21 protein-coding genes are annotated in these 16,595 nt (G+C 55.8%); 13 read left to right on the forward strand and 8 right to left on the reverse strand.

Annotated features, from left to right (window positions below):
- Window positions 1–176 precede the first annotated feature (176 nt).
- The gene (locus PHA01_RS14250; protein ID WP_271896515.1) at window positions 177–614 is read left to right on the forward strand and encodes a DUF1489 family protein; all 438 of its coding nucleotides are present in this window, start codon (window positions 177–179) and stop codon (window positions 612–614) included.
- On the opposite strand, the gene PHA01_RS14255 is transcribed toward PHA01_RS14250, so the two are convergent.
- Together PHA01_RS14255 and PHA01_RS14260 are read right to left on the reverse strand one after the other, a co-directional pair.
- Window positions 611–880, reverse strand: coding sequence for a hypothetical protein (locus PHA01_RS14255; RefSeq protein ID WP_271896516.1), 270 nt, complete (start codon window positions 878–880; stop codon window positions 611–613). The genes PHA01_RS14250 and PHA01_RS14255 overlap by 4 nt on opposite strands.
- A 50-nt stretch (window positions 881–930) precedes the next feature.
- Window positions 931–2,304, reverse strand: a complete 1,374-nt coding sequence (locus PHA01_RS14260) for a D-alanyl-D-alanine carboxypeptidase (protein WP_271896517.1) — start codon at window positions 2,302–2,304, stop codon at window positions 931–933.
- Window positions 2,305–2,550: 246 nt separating this feature from the next.
- Here PHA01_RS14260 and PHA01_RS14265 point away from each other — a divergent pair, with 246 nt between their 5' ends.
- The 5 genes from PHA01_RS14265 to PHA01_RS14285 all read left to right on the forward strand — a co-directional run bounded on the left by PHA01_RS14265 (window position 2,551) and on the right by PHA01_RS14285 (window position 7,073).
- On the forward strand, window positions 2,551–2,883 hold the full coding sequence (locus tag PHA01_RS14265; RefSeq protein WP_271896518.1) for a phasin family protein: 333 nt from the start codon (window positions 2,551–2,553) through the stop codon (window positions 2,881–2,883).
- 195 nt (window positions 2,884–3,078) lie between these two features.
- A complete protein-coding gene (gene clpS / locus PHA01_RS14270) occupies window positions 3,079–3,432 on the forward strand; it encodes an ATP-dependent Clp protease adapter ClpS (protein WP_112529322.1) in 354 nt (117 codons plus the stop codon).
- Between the two features lie 6 nt (window positions 3,433–3,438).
- On the forward strand, window positions 3,439–5,907 hold the full coding sequence (gene clpA, locus PHA01_RS14275) for an ATP-dependent Clp protease ATP-binding subunit ClpA (RefSeq protein ID WP_271896519.1): 2,469 nt from the start codon (window positions 3,439–3,441) through the stop codon (window positions 5,905–5,907).
- 66 nt (window positions 5,908–5,973) lie between these two features.
- The gene (locus PHA01_RS14280) at window positions 5,974–6,729 is read left to right on the forward strand and encodes an AzlC family ABC transporter permease (RefSeq protein WP_271896520.1); all 756 of its coding nucleotides are present in this window, start codon (window positions 5,974–5,976) and stop codon (window positions 6,727–6,729) included.
- The gene (locus PHA01_RS14285) at window positions 6,726–7,073 is read left to right on the forward strand and encodes an AzlD domain-containing protein (protein ID WP_271896521.1); all 348 of its coding nucleotides are present in this window, start codon (window positions 6,726–6,728) and stop codon (window positions 7,071–7,073) included. Before PHA01_RS14280 ends, PHA01_RS14285 begins: the two co-directional genes overlap by 4 nt.
- Here PHA01_RS14285 and PHA01_RS14290 read toward each other — a convergent pair.
- The 6 genes from PHA01_RS14290 to PHA01_RS14315 are packed head-to-tail and all read right to left on the reverse strand — an operon-like array spanning window position 7,065 to window position 10,439.
- Window positions 7,065–7,490, reverse strand: coding sequence for an HIT family protein (locus tag PHA01_RS14290; RefSeq protein ID WP_271896522.1), 426 nt, complete (start codon window positions 7,488–7,490; stop codon window positions 7,065–7,067). The genes PHA01_RS14285 and PHA01_RS14290 overlap by 9 nt on opposite strands.
- Before the next feature lie 11 nt (window positions 7,491–7,501).
- Window positions 7,502–8,686 (reverse strand): GNAT family N-acetyltransferase, encoded by a 1,185-nt coding sequence (locus PHA01_RS14295; RefSeq protein WP_271896523.1) that lies wholly within the window; start codon window positions 8,684–8,686, stop codon window positions 7,502–7,504.
- 33 nt (window positions 8,687–8,719) lie between these two features.
- Entirely contained in the window at window positions 8,720–8,989 is a 270-nt protein-coding gene (locus tag PHA01_RS14300) for a type II toxin-antitoxin system RelE family toxin (protein WP_271896524.1), read from the reverse strand.
- Window positions 8,973–9,200, reverse strand: a complete 228-nt coding sequence (gene relB, locus PHA01_RS14305) for a type II toxin-antitoxin system RelB family antitoxin (protein ID WP_271896525.1) — start codon at window positions 9,198–9,200, stop codon at window positions 8,973–8,975. Before relB ends, PHA01_RS14300 begins: the two co-directional genes overlap by 17 nt.
- Before the next feature lie 52 nt (window positions 9,201–9,252).
- Complete coding sequence (locus tag PHA01_RS14310) at window positions 9,253–9,972, reverse strand: glycerophosphodiester phosphodiesterase (RefSeq protein WP_271896526.1); 720 nt, start codon at window positions 9,970–9,972, stop codon at window positions 9,253–9,255.
- Window positions 9,973–9,974: 2 nt separating this feature from the next.
- Window positions 9,975–10,439 (reverse strand): RidA family protein, encoded by a 465-nt coding sequence (locus PHA01_RS14315; RefSeq protein WP_271896527.1) that lies wholly within the window; start codon window positions 10,437–10,439, stop codon window positions 9,975–9,977.
- Between the two features lie 119 nt (window positions 10,440–10,558).
- On the opposite strand from PHA01_RS14315, the gene PHA01_RS14320 reads away from it, so the two are divergent.
- The 7 genes from PHA01_RS14320 to PHA01_RS14350 all read left to right on the forward strand — a co-directional run bounded on the left by PHA01_RS14320 (window position 10,559) and on the right by PHA01_RS14350 (window position 16,555).
- Window positions 10,559–11,380, forward strand: a complete 822-nt coding sequence (locus PHA01_RS14320; protein ID WP_417020966.1) for a cell envelope integrity EipB family protein — start codon at window positions 10,559–10,561, stop codon at window positions 11,378–11,380.
- Between the two features lie 176 nt (window positions 11,381–11,556).
- Window positions 11,557–12,363, forward strand: coding sequence for a 30S ribosomal protein S2 (rpsB, locus tag PHA01_RS14325; RefSeq protein WP_271896528.1), 807 nt, complete (start codon window positions 11,557–11,559; stop codon window positions 12,361–12,363).
- Window positions 12,364–12,481: 118 nt separating this feature from the next.
- Window positions 12,482–13,405 carry a translation elongation factor Ts gene (tsf, locus tag PHA01_RS14330; RefSeq protein WP_224506714.1) on the forward strand — a complete coding sequence of 308 codons (924 nt, stop codon included), beginning with the start codon at window positions 12,482–12,484 and terminating at the stop codon, window positions 13,403–13,405.
- Window positions 13,406–13,493: 88 nt separating this feature from the next.
- Window positions 13,494–14,216: a UMP kinase gene (gene pyrH / locus PHA01_RS14335; RefSeq protein WP_112529300.1), complete on the forward strand. Its 723-nt coding sequence runs from the start codon at window positions 13,494–13,496 to the stop codon at window positions 14,214–14,216.
- A 43-nt stretch (window positions 14,217–14,259) separates the two neighbouring features.
- A complete protein-coding gene (gene frr / locus PHA01_RS14340; protein ID WP_112529298.1) occupies window positions 14,260–14,820 on the forward strand; it encodes a ribosome recycling factor in 561 nt (186 codons plus the stop codon).
- Between the two features lie 147 nt (window positions 14,821–14,967).
- Entirely contained in the window at window positions 14,968–15,687 is a 720-nt protein-coding gene (locus tag PHA01_RS14345) for an isoprenyl transferase (protein ID WP_271896529.1), read from the forward strand.
- A gap of 37 nt (window positions 15,688–15,724) precedes the next feature.
- A complete protein-coding gene (locus tag PHA01_RS14350) occupies window positions 15,725–16,555 on the forward strand; it encodes a phosphatidate cytidylyltransferase (RefSeq protein ID WP_271896530.1) in 831 nt (276 codons plus the stop codon).
- The last annotated feature ends 40 nt before the right edge of the window (window positions 16,556–16,595 follow it).

Consider the following 16,595-nt stretch of genomic DNA (forward strand, 5'->3'; position numbering starts at 1 on the left):
TGACGCGATTTTCTGCGCTTCCGGTGCTCACGAACCAACAAGTCCGCTGCGCTCCCGTACTCGAAAACCGCACCAGCTAAATCATCAGGCTGAACTCTCAACAGGTCTTTTGCGGCGCTTGTGGAGAAGCCGCCATTATGGTTGACGCCACAACCTGAAAGCGTAAATGCTAGAGCATGGCCCTCAATCTCGTAAAACTCTGCGTCGGATGCAGCGCGATCGAAGAACTCGCGGCGTGGATCGATTTCAAACTCGACGAACGCAGACGGGCAGGGTTGCCGGCTGAACAATTCCACACGACCCGCATGGTACCAAAGCGCGTCGAGGAACTGCTCGACGGCGGATCGCTCTATTGGGTGATCAAAGGCAATGTCCAATGCCGCCAGCGACTGACGGATATCAGGACCTTTACCGACGATGAAGGTATATCGCGCTGCCACCTTGTGCTCGACCCGCGCATCATTCCAACGGAATGGCAGCCTCGCCGGGCATTTCAGGGCTGGCGTTACCTGACCAGTGAAGACGCGCCATTCGATGAAGGACACGGCAAGATGGGGCGGGCAAAACTGCCGCCAGAACTTCGCAACGAGCTTGCGGCTCTAGGCTTGCTCTAGGAAACCCGAAGTCTTACCGCTGACACGCCGTTGCGGCTGTCAGAGTGCAAACGCAGCCGGACAGGCGGCATTGCGGCGCGCCGCGTGCGCGCAGCCTGACAAAGCAGGACATTCACCAGATCCATGGTCTTGAAGGCAGAATTGCCGCGGCGCAGGTCAGCAATTTTCATTGCAGCCTGTTGCAGGGCCTGCATGCCGCCGAAAAATGGCCTGGTTTCTCTGGCTGTCAGATCAGCCTGGCTATGTATTTCTGTGGTACTGGACATTCGCAAAACCCTTTACGCTATACAAATCGGGGTCTTTCAGATCGCGTGCCTTACGATTGCGGAGCAATGGCAAAGCAGTTGAATTTCTGGCGTTTCAGTGCGGCACAAGCAGTGTTGGCTTCTTTGGCGGAGGGGATGCCGGCAAAGCGAGCGCGGTGATAGGTTGTCGAACCCTTCTGGAACTTTTCCGTATAGGGCGAGAGTGCTGCGATCGGACCGCCAACCTGCGCGGCGGCCTTGGATAGCATTGCCTTGGCTTCCTCCGAGCTGCCGACCGAAGCGATCTGCACCATCCAGCCGCCCGAAGGCGCCGATGCGGTGGTCACCGGATCGACCTCGTCCACATCGCCTTCGCCGATTTCAACCTTCGGCGACGGAGCAGGGACATGCAAAATACGTTCGGCTGGCGATGGAGTTGGTGCGGGTTCTGCGTAGGCCGTCACGACCTCTGCTGGCTGTTCGGCCATTGCCTGCTTACGTTGAACGGGGATTGGTGCCTCTTCGCTCGCGGGGAGTTCAATAGCTGCGACCTCGACCTTGCTGTTCTTGCGCGAAGCAATCAGATTGCCGCCATCACGGCGCGACGCCGCCGGAAGATACTTGGCAATGAGACCGGCCATCTGGGCATCGCGTGCTGGCGTGCTGGACCCACCCATGACGACGGCGACGAGCTTCTTCCCGTCAGTGCTGACCGACGAAACGAGGTTGAAACCGGAAGCGCGGGTATAGCCGGTCTTAATACCATCAACACCCTGTATCTTGCCGAGAAGGCGGTTGTGGCCAACGATACGGCGGCCACGATAGCTGAAGCTCCGAGTGGAGAAGTAGCTGTAATACTGTGGAAAATGCTCACGAAGAGCGACGCCCAGCAATGCGAGGTCGCGCGCGGACGAATGCTGGTTGGGGTCGGGCAAGCCGTTTGCGTTGCGGAATTGCGTATTTCGCATGCCAAGTTGGCGGGCCTTGTTGGTCATCATCACTGCAAAGCGTGGTTCAGAGCCGCCGAGGAATTCCGCGATGGCTGTGGCCGAGTCGTTTGCCGATTTGGTGATGAGCGAGAGAATCGCAGCTTCCGCGCTGATCGTCTGTCCGGGCTGGAAGCCAACCTTCGTTGGCGGCTGCGCTGCCGCATAGGCGGAAACTGGAATTGGCGTTGATTTGGAAACCTTGCCGGATGCCATTGCATCGAACAGCATATAAATCGTCATCATTTTCGTCAGGGATGCCGGGTAGCGCTGTGCATCCGCATTGGATGAATACAGCGTCTTGCCCGTATTGGCATCGACGACGATAGCCGCTTCTTTCGAAGCTGCGGCTGCCGAAGGCGACTCGGCGATGTTTATCCCGGCGCCTAACAGCAGAGCCAGAAATGCATAACCCAATTTTTGTACGTAGTTGGAACCTTGGTGGGCCTTATGATGCACAATCAACACCTGCTCGAATATGCGCGTAGAAACTTTCCTGATGACCCTGATACATCAGAACGAATTCGTGGACTTTAGTCGAACCAGCGTTACCAAACTGTTTATGGTAACCGAGCCGTTCATCTTTTCCGCGATATTTCGGTTAAATTTTAGATGAATATTGCAGTGCGGTATGAATTTGACTTTTTGTGCACCGCACCCTACCTGTGAGTGGGTAGGAAATTTCAACTTTGAAAGGATCTACAAATGGCCACTCCGTTCGAAACTCTGAATGAATCGAGCAAGGAATTTGCCAATACCGCGATGAAGAGCGTTTCGGCTCTCACCCATGGGTTGCACACGATCGCCAATGAGGCGGCCGACTATTCCAAAAAATCATTCGAAGAGAGCAGCGCACTCATCGAAAAGCTGGCTACCATCAAGTCGCCTGAACAGATATTTGAAACCCACAGCGTCTTTTCGAAAAAGGCATATGAAGCCTTTGTTGCTCAGGCGACGAAATTCGGTGAGCTCTATGCCGATCTCGCCAAGGAAGCCTACAAGCCCTATGAGGCAGCCGTAGCGAAGGTGACGAAGTAAATATCATCTACTTCGTCACTAAAAAAAGCCCGGCTGCCACGCGCAATCGGGCTTTTTTTATTTCTGCGGGGCAATTCGGCCTTTGCAACCGCAACTTGATATTGCAAGCTTCAGGAGAGGGCTTAAAATCAAGCCAGAGCGACCTACATAGAATGCATAAAGCTACACACTATGAGAATGCGGGTATCGGAAGAGATGAAGCGGTTTTCACCCATGATGCAGGATGAGGACAAGGGAAGCGGCAACGGCCCCGGCCGGGGAACGGCTGTCATAACCCGGACCAAACCCAAACTGAAAAAGCCCAGTCTTTATCGCGTGTTGCTTCTGAATGACGATTACACACCCATGGAATTCGTCATTCACGTCCTGGAGCGGTTTTTCCAGAAGAACAGAGAAGATGCCACACGCATCATGCTCCATGTGCATAATCATGGGGTCGGAGAATGTGGTGTCTTTACCTATGAGGTCGCGGAGTCCAAGATGACCCAAGTCATGGACTATGCGCGGCAAAACCAACATCCGCTGCAATGCGTGATGGAGAAAAAGTGAGGTTTCATGCCATCTTTCTCACCTAGTCTGGAGCGCGCCCTGCATCAGGCGCTGACAATTGCCAACGAGCATCATCACGAATATGCGACGCTGGAGCATCTGCTTCTCGCGCTGATCGATGATCAGGATGCAAGCAGTGTCATGCGTGCGTGCAATGTCGACTTGGCTCAACTGACGCGAACTGTGACCGACTACGTCGACAACGAACTGGATAACCTTGTCACCGGTTACGATGAGGATTCGAAGCCGACTGCGGCTTTCCAGCGCGTTATCCAGCGTGCGGTCATCCACGTCCAATCGTCCAACCGCGAAGAAGTGACCGGAGCCAACGTTCTTGTTGCTATTTTTGCCGAACGCGAAAGCCATGCGGCTTTCTTCCTGCAGGAACAGCAGATGACCCGCTACGATGCGGTCAACTACATTTCCCATGGAATCTCCAAGCGCCCTGGCGCCTCGGAGCCGCGCACCCCGCTCGGAGCCGAGAGCCCCAACGAAGACAGCCATGCTGCCGAGTCGGAAGAGGGTGCGACCAAGAAGAAGCAGGATGCCCTGTCGGCCTACTGCATCAACCTGAATGATCGCGCCAAAGCTGGCAAGATTGATCCGCTTATCGGCCGTGATCAGGAGATCAACCGGACGATCCAGATCCTGTGCCGCCGTTCGAAGAACAATCCGCTTTACGTCGGCGATCCCGGTGTTGGCAAAACCGCGATTGCCGAAGGTCTCGCCAAGCGCATCGTCGAAGGCAAGGTTCCAAGCGTCCTCAGCGATGCGACGGTATTCTCGTTGGATATGGGCACATTGCTTGCAGGAACACGCTATCGCGGTGATTTCGAAGAACGTTTGAAGCAGGTCATCAAGGAGCTCGAAGAGTTTCCGGGTGCGATCCTGTTCATCGACGAAATCCACACGATTATCGGTGCCGGCGCCACGTCCGGTGGTGCTATGGACGCTTCCAATCTCTTGAAGCCAGCGCTTTCGACGGGTGCCATTCGTTGCATCGGTTCAACGACTTACAAGGAGTTCCGCCAGTTCTTCGAGAAGGACAGGGCGCTTGTACGGCGTTTCCAGAAGATCGATGTCAATGAGCCGTCGATCCCCGATGCTATCGAGATCATGAAGGGCCTTCGGCCGTATTTCGAAGACTTCCACAAGGTCAAGTACACCGTGGAGGCGATCAAGTCGGCGGTGGAACTTTCAGCGCGCTACATCAATGACCGCAAATTGCCGGACAAGGCGATCGATGTCATCGACGAGACCGGTGCCAGCCAGATGCTGTTGCCGGAAGCGAAACGCAAGAAGTCGATCGGCGTCAAGGAAATCGAAGCAACCATCGCCACGATGGCCCGCATCCCGCCGAAGACTGTTTCGAAAGATGACGAAGCCGTGCTCTCCAATCTAGAGGCGGAACTGAAGCGCGTTGTCTACGGTCAGGATCTTGCCATCGAAGCGCTGTCGTCATCGATCAAGCTGGCACGTGCCGGCCTGCGCGAGCCGGAAAAGCCAATCGGGTCCTACCTGTTCTCCGGTCCGACCGGCGTCGGCAAGACCGAAGTCGCCAAGCAATTGGCTGCCTCGCTCGGTGTGGAACTCCTGCGTTTCGACATGTCGGAATACATGGAGCGTCACACGGTATCGCGCTTGCTCGGTGCACCTCCCGGTTATGTCGGCTTCGATCAGGGTGGCCTTCTGACCGACGGCGTCGATCAGCATCCGCATTGCGTGCTGCTGCTCGATGAAATCGAAAAGGCGCATCCAGACCTGTTCAATATCCTGTTGCAGGTCATGGATCATGGCAAGCTGACGGATCACAACGGCAAACAGATCGATTTCCGCAATGTGATTCTGATCATGACGACCAATGCGGGCGCGTCCGATGCGGCGAGAGCGGCAATCGGCTTCGGTTCGTCGCGTCGTGAAGGCGATGACATGGAAGCGATCAACCGGCTGTTTACACCGGAGTTCCGCAACCGTCTCGATGCGATCATTCCGTTCGGTGCGTTGCCGGTTCCGGTTATCCATCAGGTGGTGCAGAAGTTCGTCATTCAGCTCGAGGCACAACTTGCCGACCGCGGTGTGACATTCGATCTGCAGCCGGAGGCCATCGCATGGCTTGCCGAGAAGGGCTACGATGACCGCATGGGCGCCCGGCCGCTTGGCCGCGTCATTCAGGAGCACATCAAGAAGCCGCTGGCCGATGAGGTGCTGTTTGGCAGGCTGAAGAAGGGCGGTACAGTCCGCGTTTCGGTTGCCGAGAAGCCTGATGGTTCGAAAGGTCTGGTTCTCGACTACATCGCCGACGAAGTGGTGGTGAAGCCGAAGAAGGAAATACCGGTCGAAAAGAAGCCATTGGCGAAGAAGAAGCCGGCACCGAAGAAGCCGCTTGAAAAAGCGGGAGCCGATGTGTCAGCCACCAGGAACGTCGCTTCGCTGCCACCCAAGGCGTCGGTGCCAAAAGTGCCGCGGAAGAAATAATCAAAAAGGCCACCTTCGGGTGGCCTTTTTCTTGATGGCATCCGCTCTTCCGTTTATCGCTGAGGCATGGCTGATTCCGGATTGCCCTCCCACCATGCGGATGAGAACCTGAGGACCCGTTTTTCGTGGTTTCTGTCAGGCGCATCTCTGATCACCAGCATTCCTGCGTTGATCCTGATGACAGCGCATGTAGGCTTTGCTGGCTTTGCCAGTGAAAATGGCGTGCCCCTGCTGCAGGCGACATTCATGGTCGCCATCATCTGGGCTCTTCCGGCCAATATCGTTCTGATCGGTGCAATTGCGGGCGGTTATTCCCTATTTGGCGCGGCAATTGCGGTCGGCCTGTCGTCGATCCGCTTGATGCCAATGGTAGCGGCCTTCGTACCGGAAATGCGCGGGCCCAAGACCCGGAAGATTACCTTGCTGTTCCTGTCGCATTTCATTGCTGTCACCGCTTGGGTAATGGGCATGGACCGGCTCAAGCACGTTCCACGCGATATGCGAACGAGTTATTTCGCCGGTCTTGGCATTACGTTGACGTTGACCAACACCCTCGTGGTGGCCATTGTTTATTTTCTTTCGACCGACTTTCCACCAATGGTTTTCGCTGCGTTGTTCTTTTTGACGCCAATGTATTTTTTGACCTCGCTGTGGGGTTCGGCGCGTGATCGATCGATCCATGTCGCTATGGTCTCCGGCCTGCTGCTGTTCCCGGTCATTCATTCCATCGCGCCGGCCTATGATCTGCTGCTGACCGGCGTTGCCGGAGGGATTGTGACCATGGCTTATGTGCATCTGGCCAAGAGGAGAGCCACCAGATGACCTGGCAGAGCCTAACTGATTGGTGGTGGCCCTATCTGTTCATCCTGCTTGCAGGGTGGTTGCCCACCGATGTCTGGCGGTTCATCGGCGTGTTCATCGGTGGCCGGGTCAGTGAAGAGTCCGAGGCTTTGATCGCAGTGCGGGCCGTCGCCACGGCGCTTGTCGCCGGGGTCATCGCCCAATTGATCCTCTACCCAAGCGGGGCGCTGGCGGAGACCTCCGTGTTTCTTCGGATAGGTGCAGCCGCGGCAGGCTTCGTTGCATATCTCGCGCTCGGCAGACGTGTGATCATCAGCGTGATTGCCGGCGAAGCCGTTCTGCTCTGCGGATTGTTGTTAGCCTAAAGCCTGCCTGATTTTCTCTGCGTTTTCGGCGAGGACGTTCTGATCTTCCATCTCCCCGGTATGCGGCCGCAGCGCGACGCCGTCAAAACGCGGAATGACATGGAAATGCAGGTGGAAAACCGTCTGTCCGGCGGCCGGTTCGTTGAACTGGATGACAGTGACGCCATCGGCATCGAAGGCCGTTTTGACTGCGCGTGCAAGCTTCTGTGTGGTGGTGATGACGGCTGACAGACTGGCTTGGTCAACATCCAGAATATTGCGGAATGGCGCCTTGGTTATCGCCAGGCAATGGCCTTTGCCTTGGGGCATGACGTCCATGAAGGCATAGGTTCCCTCGTCTTCGTAGAGCTTGTGCGATGGGATTTCCCCACGCAGGATCTTCGCGAATATATTGTTTGCATCATAGGGTGCGGTCATGGCGTACCTCGTTACTGGTCAGACTTCTTGAAGGGCGTGTGCTCGTTGAGAACATGGCTCATCAAGGCGACATCCTCGCGTTCACGCTGCAAAAAATCATCGATGGCGCGACGCAATCCTGCGTGGGCAAGATAGTGCACCGAATGCGTTGTCACAGGCAGATATCCGCGTGCAAGCTTGTGCTCACCCTGGGCACCCGCCTCGACCACATGAAGTTTCCGTTCGATGGCGAAGTCGATCGCCTGATGATAACAGACCTCGAAATGCAGAAAACGGTGATCTTCGATGCAGCCCCAATGCCTGCCGAAGAGTCGATCCGATCCGATGAAATTGATCGCTCCAGCAATGTAGCGCCGGTCGCGCCGCGCCATCACCAGCACGATATCGTCGGGCATGCGCTCGCCGATCAGCGCGTAAAACTTGCGATTGAGATAGGGGCGACCCCATTTGCGGCTGCCGGTATCCATATAGAATGCAAAAAAAGTATCCCAGATTTCCTGGGTGAGTTGGCCCCCGGTCAGTCGGTCGATGCTGATATCGTCGGCGAGGGCCTCGCGGCGTTCCTTCTTTAATGCCTTGCGTTTCCGCGAGGCGAGCGTTTCCAGAAAATCGTCATAGGTCGAATAGCCTTCATTGAAGAAATGAAACTGCTGGTCTATCCGATGCAGGAAGTCCGCGTCGGTGAAGGCAGGTAGATCCGTTTCATTGACGAAGGTGGAGTGGGCTGACGAAACGCCGAGTTGAATGGTCAGCTGGCGCAGACCATTCGCGAGAGCAGCGCGAACCGCATCGCCATCCCGATCACGCCGAACCAGCAAACGCGGCCCTGTAGCCGGGGTGAAGGGGATGCTCGCCTGCAATTTCGGATAGTAGCGCCCGCCGGCACGCTCAAACGCATCGGCCCAGCCGTGATCGAAGACATACTCGCCCTGACTGTGGCTCTTCAAATAACAGGGGACGGCACCGATCAGAGTGCCACAGCCATCTTCGAGACGCAAAAACTGCGGCAGCCAGCCCGCTTTGCGTGCGACGCAACCGGAATCTTCGAGCGCAGACAGGAAGGCATGCGACAGGAAAGGATTGTAATCCGGTGCATCGCGCGATGTCCCTGAAAGCTCGGACCACTCGGTTTGCGTAAACGCGCCAACGCCATCGCAGACGCGCAAGGTGAAATCGCCTCGATCAAGATTTGGCATTTTTGAAATAAGTTTCCTGACTCCGGACAGTGTTTAGCGATAGACCTCGCGCCGGTGGCCGATTTCCACAACCAACACTACAAGCCGATGATCCTGCAGGTCACATAGGATGCGATAGTCGCCAATGCGATACCGCCATAAATTTCCAAGTTCGGAACCTTGCAGCGCCTTCCCTGTTTGGCGTGGATCGGCAAGGTTGGCAATTCGGTCATTTAGATATTTGTAGATACGAATACGCGCTTGCATATCCAGTTTTTCTATTGATTTACGGGCCAGGCGATCATATTCAATCGACCAAGCCACGCCAGAATTCCTCACCGCTTATGATTTCAGTTTCACCACGTTTCAGGCGCAATAAGGCCTGCTCAGCTAGGTATAGGTCTTCAAGATCTTCCAAATGTTCTTCGATTGCTTGCCGAATGTAGAAGGTAGTTGTGCGTCCCGTCCTTGCAGATAATGCCTGCAACCGCTCATAGGTCTCGTCAGGAAGCCTTACTGCTGTTTGTTTGCTCATGGCACAGTCCTTGGTTTACACGTATACCATATAGAGGAAACCTGCTCCTGCCTCAAGCAGTACGCGGGTCAAATCCCTCAAAAGTGATTTGATCGACAAGGGCGTCGCTGATGGCCTTTTCGGCGATGCTCCTTACCGTCCAGGAGATGACGGGCATGTCCATCGTCCCCCGGACGAATTCGACAAAACGGTTTTCCAGATGGTGGACATTGTAGGAGACGAAATCGATATCGTACGCCAGCATGGAAAAGTGCGCTTCGATATCTTCATCGCGAACGCCCTCGGCGGTCAGTCCGGCGGGAATGCCCGGCGCATCTTTGCCGAAACGACGGATCAGGTGGTGATCGAAGGACATGATCGCTGCCTGGCCGTCATATTCGGCTAGATCGTTGGCAACCGCCTTTACCAAGCCCTCGTCGCGCCCGGGAATTCCCTTGAGTTCGATGACGATGGGCACGCGGCCGTCAACCAACTTCAGGGCCTGAGCCAGCGTCGGTACATGATCCTGTGTGCCGCCGACACGAAGTTTGCCGGCTTGTTCGGCTGTCAGCTCGTCAATATTGCCTTTGCTCCCCGTCACACGGTCCAGCGTGCCGTCGTGGAAGACAATGGCTTTGCCATCGGCAGAGAGATGGACATCGCATTCGATGGCAAAGCCGGCGCCCGCGGCGGCGTCAAACGCCGAGAGAGTATTCTCCCAGCGCTTTTTGTTCAGATCGTGCAGACCGCGATGTGCGATCGGCACGGTTTTCAACCAGTCAAAAGAAGGCATGTTCAACGAACCTCGATAATGGCTTCAATTTCAACAGGTGCGTTCAGGGGCAGGGCGGCCGTGCCCACAGCCGAGCGTGCGTGACGGCCTGCATCACCCAACACGGCGACGAGCAGATCCGAAGCGCCGTTGGCGACGAGGTGCTGTTCGACGAAATCCGGTGTCGATGCGACGAAAACCGTAATTTTCACGATCCGCATGAGCCGTTCGAGATCGCCCAGCGCTGCTTTCGCCTGCGCCAGAATATTGATCGCGCAGGCTTTGGCCGCTTCCTGACCCTGTGCGACGTTCAGCTCGGCGCCCAAAAGTCCGGTGTGAATGAGCTTTCCGCCTGCCAGCGGCAATTGCCCTGACGTCAGAAGAAGTGAGCCGGTCTGGGCGAATGGAACGTAATTGGCTGCCGGTGCCGCTGCGACAGGCAGCGTGATGCCAAGCTCCTGTAGGCGTTTTTCGATGGTGCTAATCATGGGATAATTTCCTTATGTTTTCGGAATCGCGAGGGATTGTGCAAGAAGTTGCGATTTTTGCCTCGCTTCCGCCAAGAGTTATTTTAATATGCACGTTCAAATATTGGAGAATCTTGTCGATGCGCGTTCTACCTGTTGTTGTTTTCAGTCTCGGTGCCTTGGGCCTGACCGGCTCATCCATGGCTTTTGCGGCTGGAACCGCGACTCTTGTTCCGCATCGCGCCATTTACGATCTCAAACTGGATAGTGCGCAGGACAGTAGCGGCATTACGGGTTTGACGGGCCGCATGGTCTATGAATTCAACGGCTCGGACTGCGAGGGGTATACGACGAACTTCCGCTTTGTCACGCGCGTCGACATGGAAGAACAACCTCAACGGGTGACTGACCAGCAGACGACGACATTCGAGTCCGGCAACGGTGACAAATTCCGCTTCGTGAATAAGACATTCGTCGACCAGAGCCTGACCAAGGAGGTGCGGGGCGACGCTGCACTGCTCAAGGACAAGACGGAAATTTCGCTGACAAAGCCGGAGGCAAGCAAAGAAGATCTCGAGCTGTCGCAGTTTCCAACACGCCACATGCAGGATTTGATCTCCAAGGCGTTGGCCGGAGAAGTTTTCTACCAGACAAAGCTGTTCGACGGATCGGAAGATGCCGACAAGGTCATAGCGACGACGGTCGTTATTGGCAAATCTGCGGTTTCCGATGACGACGAGACAAAGAATATGGGCCCACTGGCAAAAGAAACGACTTGGCCGGTTTCAATCGCTTATTTCGACGACAATGAGAAGACGGAGGGGCTGCCGAGCTACCGCATCAATTTCAAGATGTATCGCAATGGCGTGACGCGCGATCTCAAGATGGACTATGGCGACTTCTCGATGACAGGGAAGCTCGTCAATCTGCAGCTGTTCGACGCCCCGAAATGCACGAAGTAGACCTGTTGATGCCTTTTATCGGCCTCGCACTTGCGTTTGTGACAATTATCCATTAACAGCCGCTTCATTCCACACACGGGATTTGGGTTGATATCGGGAGAAATCCGATATGGCCTCCGGTGGCGGGTTTCCCGCCTCTTCCCGTGGAGGTTCAACCGGAAAAGGAAATACAAGAGATGGCATTGCCTGATTTCAGCATGCGTCAGCTCCTAGAAGCTGGCGTTCACTTCGGCCACCAGACACATCGCTGGAACCCGAAAATGGCACCATACATTTATGGTTCCCGCAACAACATTCACATTCTCGACCTGGCCCAGACCTATCCGCTGCTCAATACAGCGCTGAAGAAGGTTTCGGACACCGTAGCCCGTGGTGGCCGCGTTCTGTTCGTTGGCACCAAGCGTCAGGCTTCGGACATCATTGCCGATGCAGCAACCCGTTCGGCCCAGTACTACGTCAATGCGCGCTGGCTCGGCGGCATGATGACCAACTGGAAGACGATTTCGAATTCCATTCAGCGTCTGCGCAAGCTCGACGAGCTTCTTTCCGGCGATGCACAGGGCTTCACCAAGAAGGAGCGCCTGAACCTCGACCGTGAACGCGAGAAGCTAAACCGCGCACTTGGCGGTATCAAGAACATGGGTTCCGTTCCGGATCTTATTTTCATCATCGATACCAACAAGGAAGCCATCGCCATCCAGGAAGCCAAGCGTCTTGGTATCCCGGTTGTCGCCGTGATCGATAGCAATTGCGATCCGGATCAGATCGATTTCCCGATCCCCGGCAACGATGACGCATCGCGCGCGATTTCGCTTTATTGCGATCTGGTCGCCAAGGCTGCTCTCGATGGCATTCTGCGTCAGCAGGGTTCGCTGGGCATGGATATCGGTGCACAGGAAGAAGCTCCTGTCGAGCCTGCGCTCGAAGCTCCGGCTGAAGCTTCAGCGGAAGCTCCTGCTCAGGAAGGTGAAGCCTCCGCTTGAGGTTTCATACACCCGTCGTATCGGGTGATTAACAATGATTCGATTGGCGCATAGCGCGCCGCAAAGTTGGCATGCTGGTTTCTCCAGTATGCCTTCGCTTTGAGAAGAGGCGACTAGAATGAGCATTACTGCTGCACAAGTAAAAGAACTTCGCGAGATCAGCGGCGCCGGCATGATGGACTGCAAAACGGCCCTGACTGAAACCAATGGCGACATGGAAGCCGCTGTCGATTGGCTGCGTGCCAAGGGTATTTCGAAGGCAGACAAGAAGGCTGGACGTACGGCTGCCGAAGGTCTCGTCGGCGTCGCATCGAACGGCAAGAAGGCCGTCGTTGTCGAGGTCAACTCCGAGACCGATTTCGTAGCCCGTAACGACGCGTTCCAGGACATTGTCCGCAACGTTGCCAATGTGGCATTGACGACGGACGGTTCGACCGCTGCCGTTGCCGCTGCGACCTATCCGTCATCGGGCAAGTCGGTTGTCGACACAATCAAGGATGCCGTTGGCACAATCGGTGAGAACCTGTCGTTCCGCCGCTCGGCAGCCCTGACGGTCAACGAAGGCGTTGTCGCAACCTATATTCACAATGCTGTTTCCGACGGTCTCGGCAAGCTCGGCGTTCTGGTAGCGATCGAAACCGCCGGCAACGCAGATGTCGCACAGGCTTTCGGCCGTCAGGTCGCAATGCATGTCGCGGCCACCAACCCGCTTGCCCTGACTGCCGCCGAGGTCGATCCAGCTGCTGTCGAGCGCGAGAAGGCGGTCTTCACAGAGTCGGCCCGCCAATCCGGCAAGCCCGAAAACATCATCGAGAAGATGGTCGAAGGCCGTCTGCGCAAATTCTACGAGGAAGTTGTGCTTCTCTCGCAGGCTTTCGTCATCAATCCCGATCTGACCGTCGAGGCTGCTCTTAAAGAAGCCGAAAAGACGATCGGTGCACCGGCCAAGATCACGGCATTCGTCCGTTTTGCCCTTGGCGAAGGCATCGAGAAGGAAGAGACCGATTTTGCAGCGGAAGTTGCTGCAGCTGTGAAGAAGTAATCTTAGACAACTGAAATCAAAGGGCATCGCGTGACAACGCGATGCCCTTCGTGTATCCGGAATTCGAAACGACGTTGAGGAAGGTTCCATGGCTGGTACGGCAGTTTATAAACGCGTTGTGCTCAAAGCCTCAGGGGAAGCTCTCATGGGCGATCAGGGCTTCGGCATTGATGTTGCTGTCGCCGATCGAATTGCCAGCGATATCGCGGAAGCTCGTGCGCTAGGCGTCCAGGTTGGCGTCGTCATCGGCGGCGGCAATATCTTTCGCGGCGTAGCAGTTGCCTCCAAAGGCGGAGACCGCGTGACCGGCGACCACATGGGCATGCTCGCAACGGTGATCAACTCCCTGGCGCTGCGCACTTCATTGGTGAAGATCGGCATCGATACGGTTGTCCTTTCAGCGGTCACCATGCCTGAATTCTGCGAGACATTTTCGCAGCGGCTGGCGACCGAATATATGGACATGGGCAAGGTTGTGATCTTTGCCGGAGGCACTGGCAATCCCTTCTTTACGACAGACTCCGCAGCTGCCCTGCGTGCAGCGGAGATTGGGGCCGATGCCCTGTTCAAGGGCACCCAAGTCGACGGAATTTATTCGGCCGATCCTAAAAAAGACCCAAATGCTGTGCGGTTTGATCATCTGACCCACAAGGACGTGCTGGATCGCGGGCTCGCGGTGATGGATACAACGGCTGTTGCTCTTGCACGTGAAAATAATATCCCAATAATCGTCTATTCGATCCACGAAAAGGGTGGTTTTGCAGAAGTGCTACAGGGTAGAGGACGCGCAACGGTCGTATCGGACCATTGATTGTTCTGCCGGGCAGTTCCGCCAAGAATAAGGAGCATTGAGCATGAGTGATGCACTCGATCTTAACGACCTGAAGCGCCGCATGGACGGTGCCATACAGGCACTGAAACACGATCTCGGCGGGTTGCGCACCGGTCGCGCTTCGGCAAGCCTGCTGGAGCCCATCACAGTCGAGGCCTATGGTTCGCAGATGCCTCTCAATCAGGTTGCCAATATCACCGTGCCAGAGTCGCGAATGCTTGCAGTGTCCGTCTGGGACAAGTCGATGGTTGGCAAGGTTGAGCGCGCGATCCGCGAATCCGGTCTTGGTCTCAACCCGATTACCGACGGCAACAATTTGCGTATTCCGTTGCCTGAACTCAATGAGCAGCGCCGTAAGGAACTGGTCAAGATCGCCCACCAATATGTCGAGCATGCCAAGGTCGCAGCGCGTCACGTTCGCCGCGACGGCATGGACGAATTGAAGAGGTTGGAAAAGGACGGCGATATCAGTCAGGACGACAATCGTGTCCTGTCCGAAAAAGTCCAGAAACTGACAGATGACACCATTACAGAAATGGATAAAGTCGTTGCTGTCAAAGAAGCGGAAATCATGCAGGTTTGAGAAACTTTTGATCACCACTTGATGGATATGTGTTGCGTTTCCAGTGCTCCGGTTCTCGAATACCAACCCACACGCCTCATGAGGGTAAAATTCTCAAAAGTGTCCGAACCGACAATAGCGTAATCAGTCCACTGGAGGTCGAAGCCAATGTCCAATCCGCGCCACATTGCCATCATCATGGATGGAAATGGCCGTTGGGCAAAGGCGAGGGGACTGCCACGGACGGCCGGCCACAAGGCTGGCGTCGATGCGCTGCGTGAGGTTATCCGCGCTGCGGGCAAGATGGATATACCCTTCCTGACGCTGTTTGCGTTCTCGTCCGAAAACTGGTCGCGGCCGCGCTCGGAAGTTACCGATCTCATGGGTCTCCTGAAACTCTTCATCAGGCGCGACCTCGCTGATCTGCACAGAGAGAATGTGCGGGTGCGGATCATTGGAGAACGGCAGGATCTGGCCAAGGATATTCGCGGCCTCCTCGATGAAGCGGAAACGCTGACGGTCAGAAATACCGGACTCACGCTGGTTATTGCCTTCAATTACGGTTCCCGCAATGAGATAACCCGCGCTGTTCAGCGGCTCGTTGCGGACGTTGCATCGGGTGTTATCACCCACGAAGACATTACGCCCGAAGCCATATCGGTGCGGCTGGATACAGCCGATATCCCGGACCCCGATCTGATTATCCGGACCAGCGGCGAAATGCGCCTGTCGAATTTCCTTCTCTGGCAGGCAGCCTATTCCGAATTCATGTTCTTGCCCTGCTATTGGCCCGACTTCCGGCCTTCCCATCTGGCCGAGGCCATAGAAACGTTCCATATGCGCGAACGGCGCTTCGGCGGTGTGGCGGCGCAGGAAATCGCCCTGTGACCTTTAAGGCCAATCCCCTGCGGCAGACCGGTGCGATATGATCGGAATTGGCTTTAGTGGTCTTTCCAATCTGCAAAAACGCATTCTGAGCGCGATTGTCCTTGTTATCATTGCGGTTGTTCTTACCTCGCTCGGCGGATTTGCCTTCGGTATTCTGGCCTGTGCCATAGGTTTGAGCGTGTTTTACGAATGGCAAGTCATCACATTCGGGCGGTCAACATCCGTCACCCGCGGTCTGGCCTGGGTGTGCCTTATCTGTGTGATGGTGGTCCTTCTCTTCACCCAAGATGTCTTGACGATGATTAGCGTGCTGTTCGCAGGCGCAGCGCTTGTTGCAGCAATAGGCGGGCGTGCCAATGGCTATTGGCCGGCATTCGGCCTCATCTACGCCGGTTTTCCAGCCATTGCGCTGACATTGTTGCGCGGTGACACAGGCGATGGGTTTGCGGCAATCCTGTTCCTGTTTGCCGTCGTCTGGGCGACCGATATCTTTGCCTTTTTCAACGGACGGGCGCTTGGCGGGCCAAAACTAGCGCCGCGCTTCTCGCCCAACAAGACCTGGTCAGGTGCAATTGGCGGCGCAGCAGCAGGGGTAGCGGCCGGCGTCGGTTTTGCTGCCTTTATCACGCCGGCGGGCAGCGTTTCCGTTCCGCTGATCGCGCTTTTATTGTCGATCATCGCCCAGATCGGCGATCTTGGCGAATCATGGGTGAAACGTCGATTTGGCATCAAGGACTCCGGCCAACTCATCCCCGGTCACGGTGGTGTGATGGACCGGGTCGACGGGCTTGTAGCTGCTGCAGCATTGCTATACGTCATCGGGGCAATTCTGGTGACACCGGAAACGCCGTACGACATTCTTTTCTAGACGAGCGAACCCACAGGGCCATCTGATTGGCCCGGAGGAT

This window comes from Candidatus Phyllobacterium onerii (assembly GCF_028331445.1).
In the GTDB taxonomy this organism is placed as follows: Bacteria; Pseudomonadota; Alphaproteobacteria; order Rhizobiales; family Rhizobiaceae; genus Phyllobacterium; species Phyllobacterium onerii.